Genomic DNA, 25,079 nt, shown 5'->3' with positions numbered 1-25,079 from the left:
AGTGGCACTGCAGTTACTAAGTAGTGTCACTTAGTGTTTAATAAAGCCTCCATATCAACTAACCCTTTATCATACCCGTAAAAAATGACACTTATGTGATACATTTTTCTTGCCAGAATCTGAATAAATGCATAAAGTGAAATCATCATATTTTCTTGTTATGGAGTGCTAATGAAAGTATTTGATTCAGTTGGCTTACCGCCTGCGCAAGTGATCACCTTACCCAACGAAGTAGAAAACCATGATCATGATCATCATCAATTGGTGATTGCATTAAAAGGTTACTCCGAATTTTGTATTGAAGGAACACCCAACTTTATTGTGCCTGGCCAGGGCTGTATTGTAACGACTAGTTCGGAGCATGCCTTTAATGGTGTTGGAGAGTCGGAAATATTAACCTTAAACTTACCCTATGAGTTAAGTGTTGATACTCAAATTGTAAAAAGAATCGAGCCCCTATTCAGCAGCAATCAATATTTTCGTTTAGATAGACAATTTCAATCAATTTTACAGTTACTTGTATTGGAGATGAAGGAGTCACCTGACGATATCCTTTTAGCTGAAGCCTGTAAGAATACTGTTATAGCGATGCTTCATCGTCATATGCATTTAGATTTCCCAAATAAACTCAGCTTAAAAAACAGAATAAATATGACTATTATTGATAATTATATTCTTCAACATATTGCTAACAAGATAACGGTTGCGCAATTGGCTGGCTGTGTTTTTCTGGGCGAAAGTCAATTTCACTTATTGTTTAAACAGCAAGTTGGAATGACACCACATCAATATATTTTACAAATGCGTTTAAACCTTGCTAAGAAGTTGTTAGCTGATCATTCAATGAGTCTTTCAGCTATTGCTAGTGCCAGTGGTTTTGCCAATCAAAGTAGTTTTACACACAGTTTTACTAAAACACAGGGCACGTCTCCTTCTAAATATCGCCATTAATTTGGCGCTCATCAACGCATATATTATTGTGATCTAGATCACATCGTAATTTCAGTCGTACTTTTTGACATATTAATCGTAGTTTTTGATAAAGCGTTTTATACGATTTCGAAATACTATCGAGTTTTAATCACATTGCAAACATAGACCGATTAAGGTTATGTTTTTAGAGGGATATCTATGTCGTTATTGAATGCTGCAGACGTGCTACGTAAAGATTTTATGGATACAGAATTATCTGTGTTGTGGTCGTACATTTCGCCATTGTATATGGTAGATGAAAGTGAATGGCTAAGTCAGCTATTACCTTTAGCGACACCAAGTACTGAACAAATGGCTAATATCGATCATGATGCAACTGACTTGATTGAGCGTGTACGCAAAGATAAAAATGCAGTGCATATGATAGATGCGCTGTTAGCTGAATACAGTTTAGATACAAAAGAGGGCATTTTACTAATGTGCTTAGCTGAAGCGTTAATGCGTATCCCTGATAAGCAAACAGCAGATGCTCTGATCAAAGATAAATTAAGTGTAGCAGATTGGAAAGCACATTTAAAAAACTCTAGTTCACTGTTCGTTAATGCCTCAACGTGGGGATTATTATTAACGGGTAAAATTGTTAACTTAAAGAAAGCTAGTAAAAAGAACTCTGCACATCTCGTCAATGGTTTAGTGAATAAATTAACGGAGCCCGTTATACGAGAAGTGATGCAACAAGCGATGAAGATCATGGGACATCAGTTTGTTTTAGGTCGTAACATTAATGAAGCGCAATCAAACGGCAAAACCTTTACCAACAAAGGCTGTAGTTACTCATTTGATATGCTTGGTGAATCGGCATTAACTGCAACCGATGCCAAAAAATACTTTGATGCGTACATGACCGCAATTGAGTCAGTGGGTAGTAAAGCACTAAATCAGAAAAACCAAGATAATGCAGCAACGGTTTCAATTAAATTATCGGCTTTACATCCTCGCTATGAAGTGGCAAATACTCAACGTGTTCTCACTGAAATGTACGACACAGTAATCCAACTGATTAAAAAAGCACGCGAAGTAAATGTAGGGTTAACCATTGATGCAGAAGAAGCTGATCGCTTAGAACTATCTTTATTATTATTTGAGAAGTTACTCGCTGCACCAGAAACCAAAGGTTGGGGTAAATTAGGCATAGTGGTACAAGCATACAGCAAACGCGCTTTACCTGTACTTGCATGGTTAGCTGGGTTAGCAAAACAGCAAGGCGATATTATTCCATTACGCCTAGTAAAAGGTGCGTACTGGGATAGTGAAATTAAAATATCTCAACAAAATGGCTTTGCCGCTTATCCCGTTTATACTCGTAAAGAAGCGACAGATGTTTCATATTTAGCCTGTGCTAAATTCCTATTAAGCCCTGCAATAAAAGGATTAATCTTCCCGCAATTTGCGAGTCATAATGCACATACAGTAACGACTATTACGCATATTGCAGAACATCAAGAATACGAGTTCCAACGTTTACACGGTATGGGTGATGCTTTGTATCACCACGTGATGAAAATGTTTAATAGCCATGTTCGAATTTACGCACCAGTAGGAAATCATAAAGATTTACTGCCTTACTTAGTGAGACGTTTATTAGAAAACGGTGCTAATAGTTCTTTTGTGCATCGTTTAGTTGACGCTAAATGTGCTATTTCAGAATTAACTGAGCATCCTGTCGTTACTTTATCTAAACGTAAAACTTTGCATAATAGCTTAATTGAATTACCACCGGCTATCTTTAAGGATCGTCAAAACTCGTTCAGCATCAATATTGATATTGAAAGTGAAGTCGCACCATTACACGAAGCTATCGAGAGCTTTAAAGGTTACTATTGGAAAGCGGGCCCGATAGTGAATGGGGTACATTACACTAATGCTCAGCAATTAGATGAGCCAGAAAGTGATATCACCTTACAAACTGTTACAGCACCCTATGATCGCTCTATTGAAGTTGGAAGCGTATTATTTTCAACACCTCAACTCATTGAAAATGCATTATTAAATGCACAGCAACACTTTTTAGAATGGGATACTACAGCGGTAACTGAAAGAGCTCAGTGTCTCTATAATCTAGCTGATCTACTTGAAAAGCATATGCCTGAATTAGTTGCACTTTGTCACCATGAAGCGGGTAAAACGATTCATGATTGTATTGATGAAGTTCGTGAAGCAGTGGATTTCTGCCGCTACTACGCGCAACAAGCAACGGATATGTTAGTCGATAACGAAGCTAATGTAAGCTTTGATAACATTATTCAGCAAGTAACGCATCAAGGTAAAGGTGTGTTTGTATGTATTAGTCCCTGGAACTTCCCATTAGCAATCTTTCTAGGGCAGATTACAGCCGCACTAGTCATGGGCAATACAGTCATTGCTAAACCTGCTGAACAAACCTCTTTAATCGCAGCACGTGCAGTGGAATTGATGCTAGAAGCAGGCTTCCATGATCAAAGCATCCACTTATTAACTGGCAGTGGCGCAGAAATTGGTAATGCCTTAACCTCTGACGATCGTATCGCAGGTGTGGTCTTCACAGGTTCAACTAACACGGCACAAGTGATTAATCGAAGCCTAGCTAAACGTGATGTGTTACCTGCGACTTTTATCGCGGAAACTGGCGGTCAAAATGCAATGATCGTGGACAGTACTGCATTACCCGAGCAAGTTGTAAGAGATGTAATACGCTCAGCATTTGCATCTGCGGGACAACGTTGTTCGGCACTACGCGTATTATTCATCCAACAGGATATAGCGCCGCGTGTAATTGAGTTAATTCAAGGGGCAATGGATGAATTATCTGTTGGTTTGCCTTACTTACATAGTACAGATGTTGGGCCAGTAATTGATAAAACAGCCAAAGATAAACTGACTGGTCATATTAATAAAATGATTGAACAACATAAACTATTGGCACAAGTATCATTAAGTGAAGCATGCCAAAAGGGGGATTTTATAGCACCTACCGCAGTTGAAATAGACAGTTTAGATCAATTAAGTGAAGAGCAATTTGGTCCTATTTTGCATGTTATTCGTTACAAGGCATCGCAGTTAGAGGAAGTGATTAATCAAATAAACGGTTCAGGTTACGGTTTAACCATGGGTATCCATAGCCGTAATGAGTCTACTTACACGCATATTGCAAAAGCGAGTCGAGTAGGCAACTGCTATATTAATCGCGATCAGGTCGGAGCCGTAGTTGGTGTGCAGCCATTTGGCGGACAAGGGTTATCAGGAACAGGTCCAAAAGCAGGTGGACCACGTTATTTACAACGTTTCAGCAAGCAAGTTGTGACCGTTGATGTTGAAATGAGTGAAGGGGTTTAATCATGAGAGAAACAATCGAAGTAGCACCAAATGTAAGTGATTTACGTGTTATCAATCAAGCTGCCGATGCATGGTTACCATGGAATGCCATTGGTGCAGAGGAGAGACTGGCGGTACTAGACCAATGGAGCGCGTTATTAAAACTACAACAGGGCATTGATTTACTCGTGTCACAAGTGATCGAATATCACTGCCAACAAGCAGCTAAACTGATTGCTGAGCCATTGAATATGCCAGGGCCAACGGGAGAAAGTAACATTTTAAGTACTTCTGGACGTGGTGTTTTTCTTATTATGGCTGAAGAAAACTCATCGGTTATCGCTTTTTCTGCCTTATTGAGTTGTGCATTAGTGGCTGGGAACAGTGTGATTGTCTCTGATACAGTAGAGCATAAAGCGTTATTTGATGTATTGCAGCAAGCCTGTGATCTATCTGCTGTTGCAATGCCTGTATGTTTTGTAAAGGATAATCAAGCATTAGAGAATCTATTAGATGACGATGTTGTTGCTGGTGTTGGTTACGTGGGAGATGAGCAAAAAGTAATTGAGTTAAATCGTGTCATTGCTGCAAGAACAGGGCAGATTGCAACTTTTATTACAGAGACGGATCTATTACAACTAGAAACATCTCGTGATCAAAACCTAGTATTACGTTTTATTACTGAAAAGACCTTATCCACCAACGTCACTGCCGTAGGAGGCAATGCAACCTTATTAGCATTAGGTTGCGGTGATGAATAGTCTATAGTGTTATCACTTAGTCATTAAATAAAAACCCGTGCTAGACAACTAGCACGGGTTTTTATATTTAAACTGATGTTTTACTAATCCATACTCATATTATTAACTAAGTTATTTTAACAACGAAAATAGCTTAGTTAATTGGTACTAGATTATTCAGGTAAAATAGCGTTGTGGTAGATGTTTTGTACATCATCACAATCTTCAAGCATCTCTAAGAATTTTTCAAACTTCTCAACATGCTCTTCAGTAACTTCAGTATCTGTTTGCGGTACGTAAGTGATCTCTTCCACTTCTAATTCAACATCTGGGTAACTTGCATGTAATGCAATTTTAGCGTTGTTAAATTCTGTATGAGGACAAAATACTGAGATTTTACCGTCTTCACTCACTACATCAACAACGTCAACGTCTGCCATCATTAACTCTTCTAATACTGCTTCATCATCTTCACCAGCGAAAACAAATACGGCTTGATGTTCAAACATGTGAGCAACAGTACCTGGAGAGCCAATTTTAGCACCAGTTTTGTTGAAACAGTTACGTACTTCAGTCCAAGTACGGTTACCATTATCTGTTAAACAGTCAACGATAACAGAACAACCACCTGGGCCAAAACCTTCATAGCTAGCGCGTTCATAATCTTCACCGCCACCACCTTTTGCTTTTTCAATAGCACGTTCAATAACATGTGCAGGTACTTGATCTTTTTTTGCACTATCGATTAAACGGCGAAGTGATAAGTTACCATCTGGGTCAAAACCACCATTTTTTGCACAAACATATATTTCTTTACCGTATTTTGAGTAAATTTTAGTTTTAGCGCCGGCTGTTTTTGCCATGTCTAATTTTTTGTTCTGATATGCTCTTCCCATCTGAATGCTCTCTTTTTTTGAAATGGATTGTCCGGAAAAAATAATGGTCAGGATTTTAGCCTGTAATGAGTCTTGGCGCTAGAGGGCGTAAGGGATTTTACTGAGATAAGTCATTAAAATGTTGTATGAAGCTTGGGTTTTGACCAAAATTTTCTATTCATAAAACAGTTTAGCTGTCAGAAACTTAATTATTTTCAAAGCCATTAAACACTGTAACACCTAAGGCATGGTTGTTCATTGAGACTTTACTAGGACCTAGTTCTGTATTGCTACACCATTCTTGACCGGCAGAGTGAACAATGGTTTCACTGAATAATGTTTTAGTCGCAATTAAATAAAGATTTTCATATCCTTTAATTAATTTCGCCTTGATGGCTTTTAATTTTGTTTGAGCCAGGTCGCTTTGATTTCGGTATAGCTGTTTTTCTTGGGCTAAGTGTGATTTTTTTTGTTTGCGTAACTTAACATCAGCAATTGCATCCGCTTTAGTTTCTGCTTGTTTAAACTGATTAATCATCTTATCGAGTGTTTGTATCTCTTTGATACGTTTTGTTTTGTCTTTTTCTAATTGTTTGACATTACCGGTCAAATGAATTTCTGTTCTTGTATTGCCAGAAGTACCTACACTAACAGAGGTAATACCATGGTTACTTGAAGTAATACCACCGATAATCGCACCTTGAGAGAATGTTTCATTATGTACATCAATGGTTCCTTGGCACTCAGTTAAACAGTGTATTAATTGACTACTAAGGGTAATGTTTTTGGCAATAGTAAGGTTTGCATATTGAGCAATAGTACCGGTGAGATTACCACCACAAATAATATCGCAACTATAAGTACCGTCATCCTTATTTAAATGACCAATTATTGGCATTTCTACTGTTAGGTCACCACCACACGTTACATGCGCTGATTCGATAACCCCCATTACGGTAATATCACCACTAGCATTGACTTTCATATGGTCATGGATATCACCACTGATGACAACAGTACCATCATAAATAATATTGCCGGTTTTATTATTTACGTGTTCTAACAACATCACATCGTCTACTTTAATAAAATCATCTTGATCAATTGGAATTCCGTAACTGGTTGCGATTAGTTGTAATGGATTGTTAGGGTCGATACACGCGTTTTTATGGACAACAAATTGTGCATCTTTACCTTCTATTTGTGGGATAACCTCTGCAGTCACTGTCTTACCTGGCGTACCGGTTTGCATAGGAATTTTTTTCATAAGCACTGTGCCAGCTTTAACAGTAATTGATTGACCTAAATCATGCATATCAACTTTTCCATTAGGCAAAAGTTTAGGCGCTGGTTTACGATGAGATTCTGTATCGACTGCCTTTATGAAAGCGGCATCCTTACCATTAATCGGAGGAACACCATGAGCTATGGCTATCTTTAGAGTTTCTCCTGGTTTGGCATTTTTGCTGGCATTTAATAGACCTAAGACATTTTTAGTCGCTAGTCCATATTTTAAACCTAATTCTGTACACTTAGCTTTGACCATATCTAGTGAAATATTTTGGCCGCCATAAGCAGATGTGATTGTTGCAAACGCATCCATTTTGTCATCAGAAATAAGAATATTTAATTGTGCGTCTTGTTTTTCAGCAACCATGACCGGCTCAACTACCGGTTGTGAGTCGACACCACTCTCTAGCAGTATTGCAAAAGCATCAACTGCTTTATTGATACCATCAAGGTTGAGTTTGAAAGAAGGTAAAGAGGGGGTTTTTAACAGGGCAATGATATCTTCTGCACTAATCTCTGCATATAAATGACTAATTTTTAATAACAGGGATTCACTATCGTTAGATAGCACAACATGTTCAATACTTAGCTTGCCCTGAGCCATATAACCCCATTAAATAAGTAATTAAATTAATATCAAATAAACCTTGTTTAGTTATCTCAGAAGCACTTGTAAAAAGCAAGGTTTTGTTAATAATATCATGTTATTAAGAGCTACATGACAATGCAGAACAACCAAATTTATTTCTCGCCCAGTCAGGACGTTTCATTTCAAATTGTTGATATTCTGCTTGCTGCCTATAAGGAGATTTTATTAGTTCAGCAAGTACTAATACTTTTGAATAATCACCTTGTTCTGCTGACTCTATTGCTTCCTGCACCTGGAAATTGCATAAAATATAACAAGGATTGACAGCATCCATATGTATTTTACGTTGTTGATCATCCAGCTCCGTCAATAACAATCTTTTCTGGTAACGTATTAACCACTCTGATAGTTGTTGCAGATAACTTTCCGTTACCTCTTCTTGATTATAAAAGCAGTTACTGAAATGCGCTTGTAATTGTTGTGAGTTTTGTGGGCAAGCACGCATTGGGTAATCTGCAAGTGTACGATAAAAAAGTGTCATATCAGTATTAATGGCTGAAAGCAGTGTTTCTAGGTCTTTACAAAGCTCTTGGTCAGATTTTATTAATGTGCTGTCATTAATATTTGTATTTTTAACAATACCTAACTTTTCACGCATCATCTTCAACCATTTTACGTTGTATAAGTGGTTATAATGATTAAAAATATTTTGTAACGGTTCAGCCTCATTAATAAGTGGATAAATGGCATTGGCTAATTGAAATAAGTTCCACTGTGCAATATAGGCCTGCTGTCCAAATCGATAGCGTCCTTCACTTGCATCTGATGTATTCGGTGTCCAATCTAAATCGAAGTTATCAATCCAGCCATAAGGCCCGTAATCAATGGTTTCACCAATCAATGACATATTGTCAGTATTCAATACACCATGTACAAATCCTACTCGCATCCACTCAACAATCAAATGTGCCGTACGTTCACAAAGCTGTTCGAACCAAGCTAAATAAACATCTTTGTCAATGATTCCTGACTTTGGGACTAATGCTGCATAGTCATGTCGAATACAATAGTCTAGTGTTTGCTGTAACGTTTCTATATCACCACGAGAAGCCGGTAGTTGTAGTGAACCAAAGCGTAGGAAAGAAGGGGAAACCCTAGCAACAATGGCACAAGGCTCATACGCTGCATGACCATCATAAAGCTTGTCTCTAATCACTTCTTCACCGGTAAGTGTTAAGGTCAGTGCTCGTGTGGTTGGTATACCTAAGTGATACATAGCTTCTGAACATAAGTATTCACGTATAGAAGAACGCAATACGGCCTTGCCATCACCGCGACGGGAATAGGGCGTTTTACCTGCACCTTTTAATTGTAAGGTGACATGTTGCTGGCTATCGAGTAATTGATATTGACCAAGGTTGATTGCTCGACCATCTCCTAACTGTCCAGCCCATTGGCCAAATTGATGACCACCATAATTCATAGCGTAAGATTTTATGTTTGGATCGCGAAGATTCCCAGAGACTAAGTCGGCAAAGTTTTGTGATTTAGTTGCTTGTTGATCAAATCCTAATGATGTTGCTAGAACTTGGTTACAACAAATAATCTGTGTGGCTTTGGTGGTACAAGGAGTTACCCAAGAATAAGCTGCTTTTTCTATACTTCGGCAGCTATTACTGCCATCTGGATCCGCTGGTAATTCCGAAACGAATGTTGTAAGCGGGATGGGTAATAAATGATTCATGGATAACCCTAATAAGTGGCTATTATTTAACAGCAGCGATGACTGAAATTTCTACTAATAACGCTTCTCTTGCCATGCTTGCTTCAACACAGGCACGAGCAGGTGCATGACCTTCTGGTACCCAAGCATCCCAAACTTCATTCATACCAGCAAAGTGTAATGCCATATCTTTAACATAGACTGTTGCAGATAAGATATGTTCACGTGAACTGCCTGATTCGATTAACAGCTCATCGACTTTATCTAACATCGTTTGAGTTTGTTCTTTAATCTCTTTAGTCGCATCTGCGCATACTTGACCACATAAGTAAATAGTACCGTTATGTTTTACTACGCGGCTCATACGTTGTTTAGTTTGTTGACGTTCAATCATTGTTTCTCTCTTCATTAGTTATTTAAAAAGAAATAATTGTAACGTGTCAGTATAAAAAGGCGAGTGTTTTAGTTTAACTGGCTGAATTACTGAATAAGTTTAAGCAAGAAATACTATAAAAATTCTTACTAAGTAGGATACGCAATAACGTTCATTTACTTATCCGTTTTTAACGTAAACCCTTTCTGGTCGTCCTACTTTTCCATATTCATTTTCTGCAGTTAACAAACCATTTGCAGAACAATATTCCAAATAACGACGAGCAGTGGTTTTACTAATACCGGTTTCGGTTACTAAACGGTCTACTGTATACCTAACACCAATATGCTGAGAAAAGACTCGTTTAATCGTTTCTAAGGTAATGCTTTCTATGCCTTTGGGAAGTGATTGTTGGTGTTTATCGCGTAATTGAATATTGAATAGTTCATCAATATGTCGTTGTTCAAGGTTATCGTATGCTCTCATCGCTGTATTGAGTGTTATGTAGCGATCAAGTGTTTCTTGTAAACGTTCATAGGAGACCGGTTTAAGTAAGTAATCAAAGCAACCTAACTTCATCGCTGTTTTGATAGTATCAATCTCATCTGATGCAGTGACTAACACCACATTGGTTTTATGGCTTGATTTGTCTGCGATGATTTCTCGAAACAAATCAATCCCTGTACCATCGGGTAAATAGTTATCTAATATAATGACACTAGGTTTGTGAATTTTGATCATGGTACGAGCCATTTTCAGTGTTTCAGCAATACCGATCGGATTAAAACGTGTTGTTTGTCGTAAAATTTCACTGTGTGTTTGTGCGATCTTGGCATCATCTTCAACAATTAATACATCAATTAAATCCATTGTTTACCTTTAACCTTTATTTGGAATAAATACAGAGAAAATACAACCTAATGAGTCGCCGTTATCTACGACGATAAAACCATTGGCGTGTGTTACATAACGATGTACTAGATATAAACCAATGCCATGGCTATGATTATCATGCTTAATAGTGACGCCTTTTTTCCAAATATCATCAATTAAATCAAGAGCAATCCCTGGGCCATTATCAGTAACCTCAATCACTAAATCATTCCCAGCATCGGTTATTAATATATTGACCACTGATTCAACATCCGGGTTTTGTTGCGTCGCTTCAAAGGCATTGTCTATTAAGTTACCAATGATCGCACACAGCTCAGTTTCACTTAACTTTGAGTGAAGTGGGGATAATTGGCAAGTTGGATCAAGAGTTAATGAGACGTTTAACTCTTTTGCCCTCAAAGACTTACCTAATAATAAACCGGCAACTTGAGGTATATGTATTTGTTGATGAATAAAATCTAGAAATTTTTGTTTATTAGTATTCTCTGTCGTAATAAGTTGTTGAACTTCATCAAATCGTTGAAGTTGAATCAGGCCAGAAATTGTGGCTAACCTATTTGAGAATTCATGGCGTAAAACACGTAAAGTATCAGTATGCTGTTGAACTTGACTAAGCTCATTAGTGAGCGCGTCGATATCACTTTTTTCCCTAAAACTGATAACCCAGCCAATCAGTTCTTTTTGTTCAAAAATCGCAACGCGATTAGCAATTAAATAGTGTTCATTAAAAAGAAACATTTCATCTTTAATATTTTCAACTAATGGATGTCGAAAAAAGAACTCTGAGTTTGAAACGTATTCAATGATATTTCTGGTTTTAAGATAGGTAATATCATGCTCTATGTTAAGTAATTGGCGGGCGGAGTGGTTAATAGTTAGAAAATTACCTTTAAGATCAATAGCAATCACTCCTTCGTATACAGATCTTAAAATAGATTTTTGTAAATTCAGCGCAAGCGTTATAGCTTCTGGTTCCATGTTATTCATTTTCTTCTGGATATGGCGTGAAAATCCCCATGCAGCGAATAACGTTAGTACAAGAATGCTGAGTATTTCAATCAATAATGGCGTCATATACACATCGATCCATTGGTCGAATCGATTAAGTAAATAACCGACAGAGACCACACCAATAATCTTTTGGTTCTGATCAAAAATAGGCGTTTTACCACGGAACCCATAGCCTAAACTACCTTTTCTCAAACTAGTATAAGATTCGCCGCGTTCTAATACTCCTGCATTATCGCCACCTGTCATAGGAAAACCAATACGTTTTTTTACCGGGTGAGCGAGGCGAATACCATTTTTATCACCTATCACAATAAAACTGGCATCTGATATTGTTGATAAACGGTCTATATTTTTTTGTAATGCAGTTAAATCATTGCTTTGAATTTGTTTGATTAATGAAGGATCACTGGAAATTTCTTTTGCTTGTATAAGTGCTCGAGTACCAACTTGATGCTTAATTGACTCATATAAAGTACTTTCAAAATGCCATACCATCACAGACATTTGAAGAATCACTAATCCAAATAACAGTAGGAAAATTTTAATGCGAAAACTTAATTTAGATAATGGAAAGTACATGTTTTCATTGTGCCTAATGGATGTATATAAATAATGATGTGAAAAGTGTGTTAATGAATCGAATGAACAATGTTAAATGTAAACGTTAATTAAACAATGCTGCTTTGTCTGATTTTACAACCTCCATCAATATTTTTACTTTAAAAAAAGAAGCATACAATTAAGTATGCTTCATAAGTCATTGTTATAAATAATTATTTCCTACAAATATCATTTACACATGTTAAGCGGGTTTAGTTGTCGTTTTAGACCGGATTGCCTTTATAAGTGGCAGCAGCACAGATAATACAGTGACCGCTAATAACCCTTGGGCAATACCTGAATCCATAAACACACCTAAATCTTGATTAGAGATTCGGTAACCTTGTCGGAATGATTGCTCCATTTGACCGCCAACAATAGCGGCTAAAATCATTGGTGAAGTTGGTATATCAACACGCGCCATAAGCACACCAGCAACACCTAGGATGATTAAAATATAAAAGTCGACGACCGAGGCACTAATCGCAAAACAACCTACAAAAGCCAAACTGAGTACAATCGGGTAGAGAATCTTTGGTGGAATCGCTAATAATCTAACCAACACACCAGCTAGCGGTAAATTCACAACCGCAAGGATCACATTAGCAACAAACATACTAGCAATCAGTCCCCAAGCAGTGTCTGGGTGTTGAGCAAATAATAATGGCCCAGGTTGTATACCAAGCATTAGTAATGCACCCATCATTACCGCGGTAGTACCTGAACCAGGAACGCCGAGAGATAACATTGGGATCATCGCACCAATAGACGCCGCATTATTAGCAGACTCTGGAGCTGCTAATCCTTCGATAGCGCCATGACCAAACTCTTCTTTATTTTTAGATAATTGTTTCTCATTGTTGTAACACATTAACGAAGCCATTGTGCCGCCTGCACCGGGTAATGCGCCTATGATAAAACCTACAGGTGCACTACGAAGAATAGGCCATTTAGAGCGTTTCCAATCGTCTTTACTTATCCAAATCTTTTTAAATTTAGTTTGTGCTTTTTTGCCGCCTTCTCCTAATGTACTGAAACTTTTAAATACTTCTCCAAGTGCATAAATACCAATGATAACCACCAAGAAATCAATACCTGTTTGAAGTTCTAACACACCAAAAGTAAAACGTTGCAAACCAGATTGCCCATCAATGCCAACGGTAGAAATAGCCAAGCCAATGCACATTGATAAAAAGCCTTTGAGCATGTTTCCCTTTGACATCGACACCGTCATAGAAAGCGCTGCTACCATTAATAAACAATATTCGGCTGGACCAAATTTAATCGCTAATCCTGCAACGGGCTCAGCCATTAATGTCATCAATATTGCGGCAATAGTGCCGCCAATTAATGAAGCAATTGCGGATATTGCTAATGCCGACTCAGCACGGCCTTTCATTGCCATTGGGTAACCATCAAAGGTTGCTGCTAATGCCGCGCCATCACCGGGAGTGTTAATCAATATTGAGCTTCGAGAACCGCCGAACATAGCGCCAATATATACGCCCATCATAGTAATCAGAGATGCAGTAGGGCCCATAGAAAAAGTCATAGGTAATAAGATAGCAACACCTGTCGCAGGACCAAGACCGGGTAACATACCGATAACGGTTCCTAAAATGCCACCGACTAGAATTAAAAATAAGTAATACGGTTGAAGTGCGACACTAAAACCGTCCATCAAACTGTTTAAAATATCCATAGTTGTTCGACCTTTTAATTAAAAAATGGGAATGGAGGAAGGTTAACTGACAGCATCTCATTAAAAGTTATGAATATGCTCACCGCGAAAATCAGTGAAATTAAAAGGCTTTTTTTCCAAAAAACTAACCCACAAGTGACGGTTAACATCGCAAACATAAATACAGATGTACTCACCACATAACCAGCATGCTCAAAAAACATGGCATAAAAAAGACAAATAATAGCCGTTATTGCAACTTTTCTACGGTCACTTTTACGTTTTGGATTCTCGTTTAATAGTGCTTTAACTGCATTGATAGAAGGTGCCATTCCACCCGTAATGATAAGTAACACTCCAATGAATATCGCAATAGCCGATACAGTCAACGGGAGGAATATTGCTTCTAATGGGTTGCCAAACATAGGCTGAGGTAAACTGTATGCATACCCGCCGTAGGCCAAACCAAATACGATACTAAATAACCCTGTTAGGCCATCCCAATTAGATTTTATATTTGACATTTTTCACCTCTACCAAATAATTGAGTTTATTAACTTATACCGATATTCACGCGTCGTTTCAGATTTGCGGATACATGATTCGATCTACTTTCAGGAAGTAAGCTTTGCTTTTTACACAAAGCTTTAATGCGTTTTGAATGAAACTAATATTGAATAAACAGCAATATCTTGTAATACACCTTGTTGGTGAAGTCCTAAGTAGATGGATTGCTGTTTATATCGTTAAATAGCGTTACAGTCATTTATCGGCCAAATACACTTTTAATCAGTGTTTTGTATTGAGTATTAGTGTCACCTAAAAATTCAGTGAATGCTTTTTCATCTTGGTAAGCGTCATCCCAACCGTTACGTTTTAATGCGGCTTTCCATTCTGGAGTAGCGACCATTTTTTGTAGCGCATCGTGCCAATATGCAACCGCTTCTTCAGGCATATCTTTAGGTCCAAACAGACCACGCCAGTTTTCAAAGATCACATCAATACCTTGTTCTTTTACTGTCGGAATTTCACCTATTAATCCAGTGCCGATACGTTTGTCTGCTGTTTGTGCTAATGCGTGTAATTTTCCACTTTGTACAAGACCGGCAACATCACCTAAACCAGTAGATATAAGATCAACATGCCCGCCTAATGCTTGTGCGATTAAACTCCCGTTTTGAAATGAGACATAATCAATATTGCGAAGGTTTTCAACACCAGCAGCTTTAGCGACGAGCAAAAATTGAATGTGATCCATTGAACCTGCGGCAGAAGTGCCACCAATTTTAACGGATTTAGGATCTTCCTTAAGGGCGTCCATTACATCTTTAATGGTTTTATATTTTGAATTTTCAGGCACTACAAAAGCGGCATAATCAGTGATCAGACGTGCCAGAGGAGTTGTATCTTTATAACTGTATTGCGTTAAGCCAGTTAAGTTAGTTAATAAAATAGGTGGGGAGTAAACAGAGATAAGATCACCTTTACCCGTTTGCGTTTGCATGTATGAAAGGTTAACAGCGCCACCGCCGCCAGGTCGATTAACCACCGGCATATTAGATTCGACAAGGCCTGTATCTTTTAACGTTTTAGCAACAGTACGAATAGTTAAATCCCAGCCACCGCCAGCACCAGCAGGAGCGACCATATTTATAGTATGCGGAGGATAATCTGCCGCTATAGCAGCATTGATCGAAATAAGTGAAGTGGTCGCAATCACCATACCGGTGAACATTCTTTTTAATCTAATCATTAACATACATCCTTTGCTTATTTTCTAAAATAATGAGTTTGAGTTAACAGAAGCTCATTCTCACCTTGTGTTTTGTGTTCAGTTGACTTGAGGGGGGAACCTCTATTTCATCAGTTTTGTTAAAATAGTGTTTTGCATTTGTTAAATGAAATAACTGAGGGGCTAGCATACTGATCGTGGAATATTGGAAGTGTGAATTGAAACAATTAAACGTGATTAATCAATGGTGCTTATGGTTTTTATGACGTTAATTATTTTAAAGAGCAACTGTAATACTATTTATTTTCAATAAAAACAATTGCTTATGATTTTATTTTTCAGTTTATAATCAGGCGTATTCGGCAATGAACTTAGTTGGATATGATTAACTCTGTGCACAGCTACACATTTATTGACTTTTATTTAAGGATTAAAAGGGCAGGTTCAAAATTAATAACAAAATAGCTTTTTGAGTTAATTGTAAAATTTTAGACAGAATTTTTACCTAGTTATCGAATAGCATTATTTAACCTCTTTTTTGATATAAACTATCCAAATTTTAAATAGTGGTTCGGACTAACATTCTTCAAGCCACTCACAAATTAGAGCGTTACTTTAAGGAAAATTATTATGAAACTGCAAGAGCATGTTTATTTGATGGCTGATTATAATCAATGGATGAACCAGAAGATCTACGAAGCGGTGAGTGCATTGCCACCAGAAATATTGCATGAAGATAAAAAATCGTTCTTTGGTTCAATATTTGCCACCTTAAATCATATTTGCGTGGGCGATACTATGTGGTTAAAAAGGTTTAATAGTGTGTTGAATCATTATGATGCCTATACACCCATCGCCGAGTTGCCTATGCCTGAATCGCTTGATGTATTCCTTGCTAATAACTTTAATGATCTTAAAGATAGACGTGTAATACTTGATGAAGCATTACTTGAGTTAGCTGGTATGTTAAGCGATGAAGAATTATTACAGCCTGTTACTTATCAAAATAGTAAAGGTGTGACAGCAAGCAAAACATTGTTCAACCTATTAATGCACCTTTTTAACCATCAAACACATCACCGAGGTCAAATTACCACGTTATTAAGTCAATCAGGTGTTGATGTTGGGATCACTGACTTAGTCTTCATACAGCCTAATGTGGAGATACATTAAACCCTTAAAACCGAGCTAAATTAGTTGATTAACTTAGCTCGGTTTTAACTGAGAGCAAATATTTAATGAGTGGAGTTGTAGTTATTAGAATATTGGAGACATTCCAACAGGTTGAGATTGTAATAAAATAGCCCCCGTTAACACGATTAAAATACCACCGGTTAACTTAACAAATACTTTAATGTTCTCGCCGCTGATACCGGTTGAAATACTACTTTTTGACGTTTTACTGTTTTTATCACCAACAGTTAGGTATCCCTGTATTAACTTCGTGCCTAACGTTGTCATAACCGCAATACTTGATGTGGTTAATGCAGTCCCAATCGACATGAAAAATGCACTTACAATACCCAGCCAGTACAAACCCAAGGTATTAGAAAATAGCAATACCATGATTGCACCAGTACAAGGGCGTAATCCCACACTAAAAATAATCGCTAAATATTCTTTAAGTGAAGAGGCCCTATTAACTTCTGCAGCGCCTGCAAAATGTACATGACCACAACCACAGACGTTATCAGACCCATGGTGATGAACGTGTTTGGTTGGCTGACTTTTATTAACACTAGTGATAATAGGTTTAATCGTATTTATTTTGATAGGAGTAGGACGAGAATAAAAAGATTTAATTAACGATTTACCATTACGCCAAATAACGATCAAACCTAATATAACCACTGAGTAAAAACTTAAAGAGATTAAATTGTTTGCTTCATCATTCACTTCACGCATGGTTGAATTAAACAGCATTAACAATACAGAAACGACAACAATGGCGACGATCGCTTGTAATAACGCCGATAAAATAGTTAGTACTAAGCTAATTTTTACTTTTGTTGGGTGAGTTGCAAGATAGGTAGTCACGATTAATTTGCCGTGACCTGGGCCAAGAGAATGCAATATCCCATATATAAAGGCTAAAGAAACCAAAGACATGCCCGAAGCTAACAATTCAGTTTGTGCGGAATACAAAAGCTCAATGATCTGCTCATTGATGCCTTTTTGCCATTGCATACTAGTAATGATCAACGAAGGCCAAGCCTGCCAGATAGCATATCCAGCGCTAATAAAAATCAAGCTTACAAAATATAACCAATGCTTGTTGAACCTAATGTTACTTGTCACTATGAGTCCTTATTTAAGGCAATTAATGATAACCGTTTGCGTAAATAGCTGACCAAGAGCATCATCTGGATCTTCATCAACACCTAACGACATTGCATAAGAGACTTGCTCTGGTGACGGGTTGGGAGGAATGAGTTCAAAAGAACAACGTTTACTTAATGCTGATGATAATTGAATATCGTTTTTACTATCCCAACTCATATCGACATAATAACTTGGCTCAAAGATAGCAAGCTTTAAAGGGCGGTCAGATATGGCTTTAGGTTTTGAAAGAGGGACGTAAAAGTCCAGCGTCAATTTTGAACCCTTTTGCGTTAATGTACCTTTGTTAGAAAAGGCATATTTGATCGGAGTCTCACCATCATAAAAGTAGGTAAAGTAATGCTCTACATTGATATTTTCCATTACCGAATCTTTTATTTTATTTAACGTCGCCACTTTATTTTCCGCTGATAAATCTTCTCCATCAAGCATGTAAGCAGAGGTAATTGAATCAAAAGTCCAAGACATGGTAAAGCCAGTGATTTGGCTTTCATCACCTTCGATTTTTGTTTTCATGTCGATCCATGAGTGAGGGTGAGCTTGTGCATTGATTGGAGCAAATAGACTAACAATGAGAATAAAAGGTAAGAGCTTAAGATTTGTTTTCATGTTGTTTCATTCTTTTTAACTATTACGTATTTATATCACTAATAAAAATAATGTTATAACATAACAAATAAAGAAGGCGATTTAAATACTAATTTTAATGAGGCAGTTTATTAAGTCGACATTAACACATTAATGTAGCGGAAAAGTTAAGCGTTACACCGCAATATAAGCTCTGACTTAATATAAAAAACACCCCTATACAGCTATGTATAAATCACAAAGTGAAATAGGGGCTAATAATATTAATTTTCTAATGTTGATTCAAATGCAGTAAGACGCTTGCGCACTGATAAAAGTTCAACAATGGTGGTCCAAGAATTGACCAGATATTGGAAGGAACTACTTACTTGGCCGAAGGCCGTTAGAATTTGTTGCAAAATACCGAAGGTGATGGCACCAACAACAATTGTAGGGACTAACAGTATAAACACAAAGATATTATCCGCTTGTAAATACAACATACGCGCTACATTAAAGTACATATAATGGAAGTATAAACGGAAGTAGTTTTTACGGACATTAGCAAATAACTCATTTAAAGCGATAGGTGACGCGCGATCTGCATTATCCTCACCATAAACTAACTCTTTACGGAAAGCAGCTTCAACTTTCTGATTATTAAATTCTAAGCCTGGTAATTTGATACCAATTAACGCTAATAACCCTGTGCCAAATATTGACCAGAATAACGCCGCATAAAAGAGTGGATGCGCTATTTCACCAACGATGGGTAACTCTGATACATATTCAGACAATGCCCATAACACTGGTAAGAAGGCAAATAAGGTCATAATCGCTTCTACTAATGCCACACCCAAGCTTTCCATAATAGATGCAAAGCGCATAGTATCCTCTTGAATACGTTGTGAAGCACCTTCAACATGTCTTAACTTTTGCCAATGTGCTGTGTAGTAATCATTCATCGCTGTACGCCAGCGGAAAATGTAGTGGCTGACCAAGAAACGGGTTGCCACATAGATGAAGATTGCCAAGAAAGCGATTTCACCAAACACAATTAACAGGTCAAACAACTGAGTTGTTGCAGAGCTGGCTGCTTCTGCATCGACGGCTCCCGGTACAGTATCGTTGCCTATAGGCTTCAATAAAGATTGGATCAAATCGAAGAAAGGGCGACGCCAATTATTAATGGCAACGGATACTTGTACTGAAAAGTACGTAGAGAATAAAATAGTCGACGAACCAATGATCGACCACCACTGCCATTTATGTGGCGATACCTTAAACCACACCAAAGCAAACAGCGCAGTACAAGCAAAGTAGTAAGCATAAAACAGTAAAAATGAATCGGTTACAAAATGCTTAAGCCCGATAACAGGTTCAGACTGCGATATATCTAAGCCAAGTAATGCCGCCATTTGTTCATTGTATCCATACCAAATAGCGCAAGTAAGCCCAGCAAAAATCAATGCCGAGATGAAGAAAATCTTAGGATTGGGAAAGAACGATTTAAACATAGAAGTGTAAGCCCTTTATTATTTTTTCACTGATTGTACATTGATACCCAAATTCATCATTATGTTTTCAATAAAAAATAAGTAAAAGAAGATGATAGAAGTAAGGACTTAGCTTGCCCTAGATGTGTAGACACCTCATAAAGTTAATTTGAATAAATAACTGAGGGCGTTAAGTGTCCACTCATTGCAGTAGATAATGTTAGAAGAATATATGAATTGTTATTCCAATGTTCGATATCAGCGAGTGGGGTGTCTTTTTATACAGCGCTCTCTATTTGCCATCTTTCCGCGGGAAATATTGCATTCTGTCGTCTTTCTACATGACTTATATTTCATATTTTATTTTAAATCGTTGATTAAAATGATAATTGCAGTAATCTAAGTCTATTATTCATCATTAGATATTTGCCATCTTTCCGCGGAAAAGCTGACATTTTGTTATCTAATATGCTGTTAAATGGATTTTATGTTTCGTCACTTTTTAATTAAGTATTCAGAAGCTATACACATTGAGAACTTTATAAAGAAAGGACAAATGTGTTTGCAGCCTTTAAGCTATTATCGAAATTCAGAACACAATGAAGAAGTTGGCGATCTTAATGAGGGTGCACATAAAGTCAAAGCCTTTTCAAAGGCTACTGTAAGTCGAGTTTTAGATAATGGTGAAACAGAATTAGTTGGAGAAATTACAGATGGTATGCACCGTGAATTTAGTCATGAATATGCATCTCTATCCGTTTATTGTCTTTATTACTTAATTATTCCCGTTAATGAGTATAAGAACGAGTTAGACGCTATAAATGAAAATTTACTGAACAAATTCGGTGGTTCTGCAATTGTAATCTATAACTTGGAAAGCTTTTTTGAGCGCTTAGATAATTATCTGAAATCCAAATCATTATCTTATAAACGACAATCAATTGAATATATTGATATTGAAAAACATACTCAGAAATTGACTCCATTCCAAAAAGATAACAAATATGAACACCAAAATGAGTTACGGTTAGCCGTAATAAATGAAATCGAAGATGGAAGAATGTTATTTGAGATAGGTAACCTTGGTGATATTGCGTATACGGTTACTACCGGTGAACAATCCATTTAACAAGTTGCTTAAACGGACACAAACAGTTGGCTGTGCTCGTTCCTCGCAAATTATAGCCAACTATTTTTAGCCGCTTAGCAAAGCGTTAAGTGCCCGTGTAATCGATAATATTTTTTAATCTAAAGTAGGAATTCATGGTTAAAGCAAAAATAAAAAAACAAAAAGTTAAAATATCTAGGTTTAATTATGAATTAACAAAATTACATATATCTAACCTCAAAGGCATCAAAGATTTTACTTTAGAATTTGAAACGGACAAAAGAGTTACGGCTGTTGTAGGTATTAATGGTTCAGGAAAGTCAACATTAATCCATGCATTAGCATGTGCCTTTAAACCTAAAGGCAAGCAGACATCTAAAGACTTTAATCGCCTTTCTCATTTCTTCACTCCAAATAAAGATGCTAGTTGGGACGGTAGTGAATATAGCGTTGAATTTAACTATCAAGAGTTAAACCCATCTAAAGAGCCTAAAATAACAAACAAAACCTATACCGAAAAATATTATAAGAAACCTGGTGTAAAACAAGGTCGGTGGCTACCTATTTATGCAAGACGTCATGAAAGAGAATCTGTTTATATAGGTTTACATGAACTTTCTACTTTAAGTGAAGATAAAAATGCGGGTAGATATAAAGAATATGATACAGAGGATCTTGCGCATGAATCAGCAGATAAAATTAAATCAGACATGGTTTATATTTTAGGTAGAAACTACGAAAAATTAAGTAGTTGTACTATTGAGAAGCGTGGAAAAATTCATACTATGTTTGGCTTAACACATAATGGTGTGACTTATAGTGAGCACTCTATGGGGGCTGGTGAAAAGCGCGTATTAAGCATGCTCTATGCATTGCATAGTCCATTAATTTCAAATGGAGGTTTGCTTTTAATTGATGAAGCAGATGTTTTATTACATGGAGTCGCCTTCAAAAGGTTAGTTGAAAGAATTATTAAACGTTCTGAAGAAAACAAAGTTGAAGTTGTTTTTTCAACGCATAGAGAAACTATTTCAGAGTTCAGTTCTAATGTAAATATCTTTGGTATTTTGAATACGGGTAACGGTGTAATAGCTATGCCTCATACGAACCCACAGGTTATGCACCAGTTAACGGGGATGTTATCTCACCCTTTACAGATATGTGTAGAAGATGAACTCGCAGAGGAAATGATACTTAACTTAGTTTATAAAATGCATTTACAAACCCATGTTCGAGTCAGCAAGTTTGGTGCATGGTCAAATGCATTCGCTGTTTTAGCTGGAAAGAAGCTCATGGGACAAGATATTACAAATACTATTTGTGTCCTCGATGGAGATGTATGTAGAGATCAGGAGAGCAGAGAGTCTGAATGTAAGCGTCACTTAAATGGTAATGATCGAGAGCAAGACCGTGTTGATATTGTGAAACAAATAAAAGAATTTAGAATTAGTAACTTTGCTCCAGAAGGGCAAAAAGGAAGCCCCGAATACAATATCAAAATACTATTCGAAAACTCAGATAGTATTGATCCAAGAATAAATGAACTTCAAATGTTTTCAAAAGGCATTCAAGGACACATAGATTGGCATATATATTTTGATCAAATGGCAGACTTGTCTGGTCAAAGACAAGTTCGTGAAAAAATATTAAATTTTGTTGAAGAGACTGATGAATGGAATTTATATACGGAGGAAATACGTATGTGGCTTAGTGCTAAATATGTTGAACTTGGGATTGGCACTTAACAAGGCGTTTAAACGGAACAAAAACAGTGGTTTACGTTTCGCTTCGCTACACAGAATAAAGTCGTGGACAGCCATTAATTTTGACGAATCATAATTACTCTTCTACTTTTTAGTGATGTAGTTTTACACGTTAAGAGGTCATTGTTATGACGCAGTCACGCCAATCTCAGGTATCGTTATCTGATACCCCTTATTACCATTGTATTTCTCGCTGTGTTCGTCGAGCTTATCTGTGTGGAGAAGATAAATACACGGGAAAATCATTTGAGCATAGACGCCAATGGGTTGTTGAGCGTATGCATTACCTAGCCTCTCTGTTTAATATCGACATTTGCGCTTACGCTATCATGTCGAATCATTATCACCTTGTACTACATATCGACGAAGCGCTTAACGAAAGCTTAAGTCATGAAGAGGTTTGTGAACGTTGGTGTTTGCTTTATTCAAAACCTATACTCGTTGAACGTTGGCAATCAGAGCAAACAACCTCTGAGGCTGAAAAGAAAGCTGCATTAGCTATTATCGAAGGGTGGAGAGGGAGATTAGCGGATATTTCATGGTTTATGCGTTGTTTAAACGAATTCATTGCGCGTAAAGCCAATAAAGAAGATGAGTGCTCTGGGCGCTTTTGGGAAGGTCGATTTAAATCTCAAGCACTATTAGACGAAGATGCGCTATTAACTTGCATGGCTTATGTTGATTTGAATCCAGTGCGAGCAAAAATGAGTGTCAGTATAGAAACGTCAGAATATACATCCGCTTACGAACGCATTCATGGTGTTGCCCAACAGCAAGAAAAGCCACTAGAATACACTTTTACTAAAAAGCCCTTATTTGGCTTTGTGGGTGATGAAAGCCAACATAATGCTGAAAACAACATTCAAGGTCTTCCATTTTCATTATTAGATTATATTGAATTAGTAGATTGGAGCGGGCGAATAATAAGGGAAGATAAACGTGGTGCAATATCAAATCAACGGCCTAGGCTATTGTCAATGCTTGCTTTAGACGATGAGACTTGGTTATCACTAGCGAGTAGTTTTGGTAAAGATTATCACGGGGCAGTGGGTTCGCTAGAAGCATTAGCGGCTTATGCAAGCAACACAGGTAAACGCTGGATAGCGAGTAAGAATCAATTACGACTGCATTAACCAGTGCACTTTTTTATTCACAACATAATAAACGCTTCATTTAGCTACCGCTAAAACTTTGCATATTTGAAAAAGCCATTATTTGCCTTAAACACCCTCAAATTTATCTATTTTACGATTAAATAAACTATTTTCTCATTTATTTTATTTTTCACTCATAAAAATAGCTTTGTTTTTTGGTTGTATAAAAAAATGGATGTCCACATATATTATATATTTATTTGTGCAACGCTATAAACAATTCCTAATCATTTAAAGCATCTGAGTTATAATCTTTACTCATTTTTATTCAAGAAGTTATTATGTCCAAGCCTCAAAACAACCTTAACCAACTTAAATATCTTTCTGCTTATTCACCACAAGTACAGACGCAAATTCAAACCTTATTGGATCAGGATAAGTTAGGGGATTTTTTACTTAAAAAATATCCTAAACAACATTCTATTAATAACGATAAGTTGTTACGTGATTATGTTATGGATATTAAGAACCGTTATTTACGTAAATCATCACCACTAAGCAAAATTACTTACGATAAAAAGATTCATGTAGTGAATAACGCGCTTGGTTTACATACCTTTGTGTCGAGAGTGCAGGGTAGTAAGTTAAAGAGTAAAAATGAAATTCGCATTAGTGAGATGTTTAAAGTTGCACCTGAACCTTTTCTAGAAATGATCGTGGTTCATGAGTTGGCGCATATACGTGAAAAAAATCACGATAAAGCTTTTTATCAACTTTGTGAGCATATGCTGCCTGACTATCATCAGTTAGAGTTTGAGATGCGTTTGTATTTAACGCAGTTGGAACTTAAAGGTGGGATTTATTAGGTTGGTAGGTGTTAGATGCTAGGTGTAAAGTACAAGGTGCAAGATGATAGATG

Annotated in this window: 20 protein-coding genes; 8 read left to right on the top strand and 12 right to left on the bottom strand. The window is 37.0% G+C overall.

The features are described 5' to 3' along the window. The first annotated feature begins 171 nt into the window (after nt 1–171). The 3 genes from AC0L3W_RS05895 (at nt 172) to AC0L3W_RS05885 (ending at nt 5,045) form a co-directional block, all read left to right on the top strand. The gene (locus AC0L3W_RS05895) at nt 172–951 is read left to right on the top strand and encodes an AraC family transcriptional regulator (protein WP_409439423.1); all 780 of its coding nucleotides are present in this window, start codon (nt 172–174) and stop codon (nt 949–951) included. 180 nt (nt 952–1,131) lie between these two features. Continuing rightward, on the top strand, nt 1,132–4,305 hold the full coding sequence (gene putA, locus AC0L3W_RS05890; RefSeq protein WP_409439424.1) for a bifunctional proline dehydrogenase/L-glutamate gamma-semialdehyde dehydrogenase PutA: 3,174 nt from the start codon (nt 1,132–1,134) through the stop codon (nt 4,303–4,305). Nucleotides 4,306–4,307: 2 nt separating this feature from the next. Next, nucleotides 4,308–5,045: a hypothetical protein gene (locus AC0L3W_RS05885; RefSeq protein WP_409439425.1), complete on the top strand. Its 738-nt coding sequence runs from the start codon at nt 4,308–4,310 to the stop codon at nt 5,043–5,045. Nucleotides 5,046–5,197: 152 nt separating this feature from the next. Here the strand turns inward: AC0L3W_RS05885 and AC0L3W_RS05880 are convergent, their stop codons facing one another. From AC0L3W_RS05880 to AC0L3W_RS05840, 9 genes are all read right to left on the bottom strand, one after another. Beyond that, nucleotides 5,198–5,920, bottom strand: coding sequence for a YebC/PmpR family DNA-binding transcriptional regulator (locus AC0L3W_RS05880; RefSeq protein WP_290038022.1), 723 nt, complete (start codon nt 5,918–5,920; stop codon nt 5,198–5,200). A 184-nt stretch (nt 5,921–6,104) separates the two neighbouring features. Further along, nucleotides 6,105–7,793, bottom strand: coding sequence for a DUF342 domain-containing protein (locus AC0L3W_RS05875; RefSeq protein WP_409439426.1), 1,689 nt, complete (start codon nt 7,791–7,793; stop codon nt 6,105–6,107). 103 nt (nt 7,794–7,896) lie between these two features. Continuing rightward, nucleotides 7,897–9,522 (bottom strand): protein adenylyltransferase SelO, encoded by a 1,626-nt coding sequence (locus tag AC0L3W_RS05870; protein ID WP_409439427.1) that lies wholly within the window; start codon nt 9,520–9,522, stop codon nt 7,897–7,899. Between the two features lie 22 nt (nt 9,523–9,544). Next, a complete protein-coding gene (locus tag AC0L3W_RS05865) occupies nt 9,545–9,895 on the bottom strand; it encodes a RidA family protein (RefSeq protein WP_290038026.1) in 351 nt (116 codons plus the stop codon). A gap of 159 nt (nt 9,896–10,054) precedes the next feature. Continuing rightward, a complete protein-coding gene (locus AC0L3W_RS05860) occupies nt 10,055–10,744 on the bottom strand; it encodes a response regulator (RefSeq protein ID WP_409439428.1) in 690 nt (229 codons plus the stop codon). A 9-nt stretch (nt 10,745–10,753) separates the two neighbouring features. Then, entirely contained in the window at nt 10,754–12,358 is a 1,605-nt protein-coding gene (locus tag AC0L3W_RS05855; protein ID WP_409439429.1) for an ATP-binding protein, read from the bottom strand. 223 nt (nt 12,359–12,581) lie between these two features. After that, nucleotides 12,582–14,081 carry a tripartite tricarboxylate transporter permease gene (locus AC0L3W_RS05850; RefSeq protein WP_290038030.1) on the bottom strand — a complete coding sequence of 500 codons (1,500 nt, stop codon included), beginning with the start codon at nt 14,079–14,081 and terminating at the stop codon, nt 12,582–12,584. Between the two features lie 14 nt (nt 14,082–14,095). Next, nucleotides 14,096–14,584, bottom strand: coding sequence for a tripartite tricarboxylate transporter TctB family protein (locus AC0L3W_RS05845; protein ID WP_290038031.1), 489 nt, complete (start codon nt 14,582–14,584; stop codon nt 14,096–14,098). A 242-nt stretch (nt 14,585–14,826) separates the two neighbouring features. Next, entirely contained in the window at nt 14,827–15,813 is a 987-nt protein-coding gene (locus AC0L3W_RS05840) for a Bug family tripartite tricarboxylate transporter substrate binding protein (RefSeq protein WP_409439430.1), read from the bottom strand. 609 nt (nt 15,814–16,422) lie between these two features. Here AC0L3W_RS05840 and AC0L3W_RS05835 point away from each other — a divergent pair. Then, complete coding sequence (locus AC0L3W_RS05835; RefSeq protein ID WP_409439431.1) at nt 16,423–16,965, top strand: DinB family protein; 543 nt, start codon at nt 16,423–16,425, stop codon at nt 16,963–16,965. 84 nt (nt 16,966–17,049) lie between these two features. Here AC0L3W_RS05835 and AC0L3W_RS05830 read toward each other — a convergent pair whose 3' ends face one another. From AC0L3W_RS05830 to sbmA, 3 genes are all read right to left on the bottom strand, one after another. Beyond that, on the bottom strand, nt 17,050–18,090 hold the full coding sequence (locus AC0L3W_RS05830; RefSeq protein ID WP_409439432.1) for a nickel/cobalt transporter: 1,041 nt from the start codon (nt 18,088–18,090) through the stop codon (nt 17,050–17,052). A gap of 9 nt (nt 18,091–18,099) precedes the next feature. Further along, entirely contained in the window at nt 18,100–18,741 is a 642-nt protein-coding gene (locus AC0L3W_RS05825) for a DUF1007 family protein (protein WP_290038035.1), read from the bottom strand. A 242-nt stretch (nt 18,742–18,983) separates the two neighbouring features. Beyond that, nucleotides 18,984–20,216, bottom strand: coding sequence for a peptide antibiotic transporter SbmA (gene sbmA, locus AC0L3W_RS05820; RefSeq protein ID WP_290038036.1), 1,233 nt, complete (start codon nt 20,214–20,216; stop codon nt 18,984–18,986). 466 nt (nt 20,217–20,682) lie between these two features. Here sbmA and AC0L3W_RS05815 point away from each other — a divergent pair, with 466 nt between their 5' ends. From AC0L3W_RS05815 to AC0L3W_RS05800, 4 genes are all read left to right on the top strand, one after another. Beyond that, a complete protein-coding gene (locus AC0L3W_RS05815) occupies nt 20,683–21,324 on the top strand; it encodes a hypothetical protein (protein WP_473574753.1) in 642 nt (213 codons plus the stop codon). A gap of 134 nt (nt 21,325–21,458) precedes the next feature. Beyond that, entirely contained in the window at nt 21,459–23,048 is a 1,590-nt protein-coding gene (locus tag AC0L3W_RS05810; protein WP_409439434.1) for an AAA family ATPase, read from the top strand. A 146-nt stretch (nt 23,049–23,194) separates the two neighbouring features. Then, a complete protein-coding gene (locus tag AC0L3W_RS05805) occupies nt 23,195–24,199 on the top strand; it encodes a transposase (RefSeq protein ID WP_290038039.1) in 1,005 nt (334 codons plus the stop codon). A 302-nt stretch (nt 24,200–24,501) separates the two neighbouring features. Next, the gene (locus AC0L3W_RS05800) at nt 24,502–25,026 is read left to right on the top strand and encodes a M48 family metallopeptidase (RefSeq protein WP_290038040.1); all 525 of its coding nucleotides are present in this window, start codon (nt 24,502–24,504) and stop codon (nt 25,024–25,026) included. Nucleotides 25,027–25,079 lie beyond the last annotated feature (53 nt).

Source organism: Psychromonas sp. KJ10-5 (genome assembly GCF_055808325.1).
This window is presented reverse-complemented; position numbering and strand designations above follow the sequence as displayed.